This window comes from Eggerthella sp., assembly GCF_048329335.1.
Taxonomy (GTDB): Bacteria; Actinomycetota; Coriobacteriia; order Coriobacteriales; family Eggerthellaceae; genus Eggerthella; species Eggerthella lenta.
In genome coordinates this window covers 1-5,823 of sequence record NZ_DBFEGU010000111.1, presented here as the reverse complement: position 1 = coordinate 5,823, position 5,823 = coordinate 1, and the positions used below count along the sequence as shown (strand labels likewise).

Here is a 5,823-nt window from a genome sequence, read left to right as displayed (position 1 = left end):
GCGAGCCGTGCACCGCGCCGGCGGCGCCGCCCTCGGACTGCATCTCGCACACCTTCACTGTGGTGCCGAAGATGTTCTTCTTGCCGGCAGCGGACCACTGGTCCACCAGGTCGGCCATGGGGCTCGACGGAGTGATCGGGTAAATGCCCGCCACCTCGGTAAACGCATAGGAGACGTACGCGGCGGCGTTGTTGCCGTCCATAGATTTGAATTCTCTCGTCATATTCCTCTCCTTCGAAGGGGATGCTCACCCGACAAAGGCGCATCGGGGCCCCGACCTTCTGCTCTTGCTCAGCTTGCTTCGCCTGACAGAATACACGGCATTCATGATACCAGCCCGAAATCGCGTTGCGGTGCGACGAATACGATGGGCGGCACGCCGCGGTCGCCCCCGTCGGTAGGCGGCGGAAGGTTTGCGCGCGGCGGTCTGGGCGCGGTTCCGCACGAGCCGAACGGCCCAGCGAGCTGTTTGCGCGAGCAGGACCGTTCGAGCGCCAGACCACCGTGCGCCAGCCTTCTCGCTAGATGCCCTTGAGTTCTTTTCCTAGCTCCTCGGCGAGAGCGGGGAGCAGCGCGGCGAACGTGTCGTCGATCGTCTTCTTCTTGAGCTGGCATTCCCAGATCACGTGGACGGTCCAGCCTAGCTCCTCCAACGCGGCGCGGCTGCGCTCGTCGCGCTCGACGTTACGCTCGAACTTCACCACCCAGTACTCCACGTTGCTCTTCGGCATGCTGGGCTTGCAGTGCGGGCACCTGTGCCAGAAGCACCCGTTGACGAACAGCGCCACCTTCTTGCCCGGCCACGCTACGTCCGGGTGCCCCGGCACCTTCCACTGCAGCCGATACCCCGTCAGGCCAGCCGCGCGCAGGCGCTCGCGCACCAGAAGCTCGGGCTTCGTGTTGCTGCGCTTGTTACCCTTCATGGACTTGCGCACGGCCTCGTTCGAAGCGGGCGGCGCCAGCAACTTGGCGGGCGCGGGCAACGCTGGACGCGAGAGACGGACAACCAGTGCGGGAAACGGTCGATTTTCGCGGCTGAGGAACGCCGTTAGCCAACTGTTACTTTTATCGCTCTTTCGTATCATGCGGCGCATGATACCACGTATTTCCCCTGGTGAATTATTCTCGTATTTGAACAAATATAAGAACATTGATCTTACAAGTTCTTTATTTTCTGGGGGTTTTCCCGGATAATGGGCACTGCTGTTGTGCGCGTGCGCAAGCACGCACGTACGTTCGGGGCCTCCTGCCCCGATACCGAAATGGAGGGAAACCAATGGAACAGCCTTTGAAAGCAACTTTGTCTCGCCGCACGTTCTTGGCGGGCAGCGCCGTCGCGGCGGCTGCAGCAGGCCTGACTCTGGCCGGCTGCGGTGGCGGCGGCGAAACGACGGACACCCCGTCGACCGATGCCGGCACCGACGCCGGCGCAGCGGCCCAGGGCGGCACGCTGACCGGCGCCATGGCCTACACGAGCACGAACGTCAACCCGATCGGCAACAGCTCCGCGCTGATGCTGGCCGCCACGTGGCATGTGTTCGAGGGCCTGTACGACCTCGATCTGCACACCTACAAGACCTATAACGCGCTTGCCGCCGGCGAGCCCACGAAGGTCTCCGACACCGAGTACGAGGTTGCCCTGCGCGACGGTGCCAAGTTCTCCGACGGCACGGACGTCACCACCGCCGACGTGGTGAACGCGTTCGAGAAGAACATGGCCGACGCCACCTACGGCGCCTTCCTCGAATTCATCGACACGGTGTCTGCGAAGGACGACAAGACCGTCTCCTTCACGCTGAAGTACCCCTTCGACAGCCTGCTGAAGGGCCGTCTGAGCGTGGTCAAGGTGTTCCCCGCCTCGCTGACCGAGGATGATCTGAAGACGAAGCCGATCGGTTCCGGCCCGTGGGTGTACGACACCATCAACGGCGACGACGGCGGCTCCATCGAGTTCGTGCCGAACACGAACTACAACGGCAAGTACGCCGCTACGGCCGACAAGATGCACTGGGACATCCTGCTCGACGACACCTCCCGCACCACCGCGCTGCAGGAGGCCACGGTCCAGGTTATGGAGAACGTGCCCGACGCCAACGCCGAACAGCTCATGGCCGCCGGCGCGTCCGTCGACTACATCCAGGGCTTCAACCAGCCGTTCTTCATGTTCAACACGCTCAAGAAGCCGTTCGACGATAAGCGCGTCCGCCAGGCGTTCTACTATGCCGTGGACGTGGACAAGCTGATCTCCAACGCCATGGCCGGCCATGCCGCGAAGGTGACGAGCTTCCTGCCCGAGAGCCACGAGAACTACCACAAGGCTTCCACGGTGTACACCTACGACCCCGAGAAGGCCAAGAGCCTGCTTTCCGAGGCCGGCGTCACCGACCTGAGCTTCGAGCTGATGACGAACAACAACTGGGTGAAGAACCTGGCCGCCGGCATCAAGAACGACCTCGATGCCATCGGCGTGAACTGCACCATCAACGAGACGAAGATCGACTGGGCGTCTCTGGCCGAGTCGGCCGACGTGCTGCCCTACGACGTCATGCTGACCCCGGGCGACCCGACCTGCTTCGGCAACGACCCCGACCTGCTGATGTCCTGGTGGTACGGCGACAACGTGTGGACCCAGGGCCGCAGCTGCTGGAAGAAGGCCGGCGACGGCAAGTTCGACGAGCTGCAGACCCTCATGCAGCAGGCTCGCGAGGCCACCGGCAACGAGCAGCAGGAGCTGTGGAACAAGTGCTTCGACCTTCTGGCCGAGGAAGTTCCGCTGTACCCGCTGTTCCACCGCGAGCTGGCCACGGGCTACCAGGAGACGCAGATCACCGGCTTCGAGCCCATCGCCACGACGGGCCTCGTGTTCCTCGGTGCGAGCGTGAAGGCGTAAGCGCGCGCTGTGAACCCGTAGAGCAAGGCAACCCCAGGGCTCGCTCCGCAAGGAGCGAGCCCTTGCTTTTGAGAAAGAGGCCCTATGAGATCCTTTTCCATTCTCGGCGATTCCATCAGCACGTTCGATGGATGCAACCCCGACGGATTCACCGTGTACTACCAGGGCGAACGCTGCGAGCAGACCGGCGTGACGTCGAGCGCCGACACCTGGTGGTCCCAAGTTATCGAACGCCTCGGCGGACGGCTGCTGGCGAACAGCTCGTTCTCCGGAAGCCTCGTGGAAGGCGCCGGCTTCCCTGCCGGAAACAGCCAAGAACGCATCGACGCGCTGGCCGAAGACGGCGTGCAGCCCGATGTCGTCATCGTGTTCATGGGCATCAACGATTACGGCTGGGGCGGCGCGACGGCGCAAGCCGCCGGCCGCGGCAACGCCGTGCCCGTCGCGCTCGATCTTGACGCCATCGAACCGCACGCCCCGGCAGCCGCCGCGCCCGGCGCGATCGACCGCTTCCGCGCCGCCTACGGGCTGCTGCTGGAACGGATGCGCGCAGCCTACCCGCAAGCCGAGGTATGGTGCTGCACGCTCTGCCCCGGACGCGTGGCCGGATGCCCGAGCCCCACGTTCGCATGGAACTTGCGCGGCGCACCGTTCAAGAGCTACAACGACGCCATTCGCGTTGCTGCGCGAGAGCACGGCTGCAACGTGGCCGACCTCGAGGCGTTCGGCATAGACTACGAGGCCGTCGACGGCACCCACCCCACCGCACGGGGAATGCGCCAGCTGTCCGCTTTGATCGCGTCGTGCATCGAAGGTGCCGAACCCGATGAACGACTGCTGCCCGCCGACCTGTTCGACGAAACGTTTCGCTCCGGGGAGCTATGTCCCGGCGAGGCATGCGTCGGATGCGAGCATGCCCGCGGAACCGGGAGCAGCTGGTTTCTCGTATGCGAACGGAATCCGTCCTAACTCGAGCGGCGAGGTCGTACCGACGGCGTCGGACACGAAGCAAGATCGTTCTTATTTCTCCGCATAATCAGTGCGAATCATATAAAATACCATTGGTTGTCTACGCCTTACCGCGCCTGCGCGCGCGATGCAGGCAGCAGTTTGTCAGTGCAAGCGGGCTTTCGAGCCCACGAAGCGAAAGGGGGATACGGTGAGCAACCTGCTACGATTAATCGGACGACGCCTCATAGCGTTGCCGATCATGATCTTCGGTGTCACCATCCTCGTCTTCTTCATCATGGCACTCTCTCCTATCGACCAAGCGTATTCGGTCCTTGGCGAGAACGCCACTGAAGCCCAAGCCGAGCAGTATCGCGAGGAGCACGGATTGAACGATCCCATCCTCGTGCAATACGGTAACTTCATCGTCGGCCTCGTACAAGGCGACCTCGGCACCTACGGCGCGAACAACGCCTCGGTGGCCGATCGCATCGGCGAAGCTCTGCCCGTCACGTTGCAGTTGACGTTCTTCGGCCTCATCATCGGCGTGGTCATCGCAGTGATCCTCGGCGTGATCTCGGCCTTGTATCGGGATCGATGGCCCGACCAGATCATCCGCGTGTTCTCCATCGCCTGCATCGCCACGCCGTCGTTCTGGCTGGCGGTGCTCATGATTTTGCTGTTCTCCTCGATGCTGCACGTGCTGCCCGCCTCCGGCCCGCTGCCCTCGCTGACGGCCGATCCGGGCGGTTGGCTGGCCCGCATGGCCATGCCTGCCATCGCGCTGGGCGTTCCCGTGGCCGGCCAGCTGACGCGCGTCATCCGCACGTCCATGGTGGAAGAGTTGGACAAGGACTACGTGCGCACCGCGCTGGGCGCCGGCATCCCGAAGCGCGTCGTGGTGGCCCGCAACGTGCTGCGCAACGCGCTGATCACGCCCGTGACGGTGCTCGGCCTGCGCATCGGCTACCTCATCGGCGGCGCCGTGGTCATCGAGGTCATCTTCAACCTCCCGGGCATGGGCATGGCCATCCTCTCAGGCATCCAGTCCAGCTACACGATGCTCGTGCAGGGCGTCGTGCTGTGCGTGGCCATCACCTTCATCATCATCAACATCATCGTGGATATGCTTTATATCCTGATCGATCCGCGAATCAGGACGGTGTAGCAACATGGTCAAACTTCGAGGAAACCTCACTGATAAGATGGAAGCCAATCCCGGCAAGGTGCATTTCCGCCGGTGGAAGGCCATGAGCATCGGATCGCGCATCTCGCTCGTCGTGCTCATCCTGATCGTCATGATCGCCGTGTTCGCCAACATCCTGGCGCCGCACAACCCGCTTGAGATCTTCACGGCACGCCAAGCCCCCGATGCCCAGTTCCTGTTCGGCACCGACGACAAGGGCCGCGACGTGCTGTCGCGTATGATGTACGGCGCGCGCTACTCGCTGATCATCGGCCTGGGCGCCACCGCCTTCGCCCTCGTGTGCGGCTCCATCATCGGCGCCGTCGCCGCCGTGGCGCGCAAATGGGTGTCCGAGGTCATCATGCGCATCCTGGACGTCATCATGTCCTTCCCCGGTATCGCGCTGGCCGCCACGTTCGTACTCGTGTTCGGCAACTCGGTGCCCTCGCTCATCTTCGCGATCGGCTTTTTGTACATCCCGCAGATCGCCCGCATCGTGCGCGCCAACGTGGTGAGCGAGTACAATCAGGATTACGTGCGCGCCGTCGTCGTTTCCGGTGCCCGCGCCCCCTGGATCCTCGTGAAGCACGTCATCCGCAACTGCATCGCCCCGGTCATGGTGTTCACCATCGTGCTGGTGGCCGACGCCATCGTGTTCGAAGCGTCGCTGTCGTTCATCTCGGCCGGCATTCCCGAGCCCACGCCCACGTGGGGCAACATCCTGTCCGACGCCCGCGGCGGCGTGCTTGCCGGTCGTTGGTGGCAGGCGCTGTTCCCGGGTCTGGCCATCATGATCACC

At 63.5% G+C, this 5,823-nt stretch carries 6 protein-coding genes; 4 read left to right on the top strand and 2 right to left on the bottom strand.

Annotated features, from left to right (window positions below):
- Both ACMO6A_RS03485 and ACMO6A_RS03480 read right to left on the bottom strand, forming a co-directional pair.
- Positions 1-223: hypothetical protein (locus ACMO6A_RS03485; protein WP_418470790.1), on the bottom strand; the 223-nt coding region annotated here is incomplete at its 3' end.
- 298 nt (positions 224-521) lie between these two features.
- Positions 522-935 carry a very short patch repair endonuclease gene (locus tag ACMO6A_RS03480; protein ID WP_233671044.1) on the bottom strand — a complete coding sequence of 138 codons (414 nt, stop codon included), beginning with the start codon at positions 933-935 and terminating at the stop codon, positions 522-524.
- A 353-nt stretch (positions 936-1,288) separates the two neighbouring features.
- Between ACMO6A_RS03480 and ACMO6A_RS03475 the strand changes: the two genes are divergently transcribed.
- The 4 genes from ACMO6A_RS03475 to ACMO6A_RS03460 form a co-directional block, all read left to right on the top strand.
- Positions 1,289-2,890 carry an ABC transporter substrate-binding protein gene (locus tag ACMO6A_RS03475; protein WP_226844417.1) on the top strand — a complete coding sequence of 534 codons (1,602 nt, stop codon included), beginning with the start codon at positions 1,289-1,291 and terminating at the stop codon, positions 2,888-2,890.
- 84 nt (positions 2,891-2,974) lie between these two features.
- Entirely contained in the window at positions 2,975-3,859 is an 885-nt protein-coding gene (locus ACMO6A_RS03470) for an SGNH/GDSL hydrolase family protein (protein WP_114556843.1), read from the top strand.
- A gap of 190 nt (positions 3,860-4,049) precedes the next feature.
- Positions 4,050-5,006 carry an ABC transporter permease gene (locus tag ACMO6A_RS03465; protein ID WP_009306325.1) on the top strand — a complete coding sequence of 319 codons (957 nt, stop codon included), beginning with the start codon at positions 4,050-4,052 and terminating at the stop codon, positions 5,004-5,006.
- 4 nt (positions 5,007-5,010) lie between these two features.
- Positions 5,011-5,823, top strand: an 813-nt coding sequence (locus ACMO6A_RS03460) for an ABC transporter permease (RefSeq protein WP_418470789.1), incomplete at its 3' end; no start/stop codon positions are given.

Bases quoted from the DNA above. Each gene is read 5' to 3' on its own strand.
- ACMO6A_RS03470 (WP_114556843.1), top strand. From the start codon at position 2,975: ATGAGATCCTTTTCCATTCTCGGCGATTCCATCAGCACGTTCGATGGA.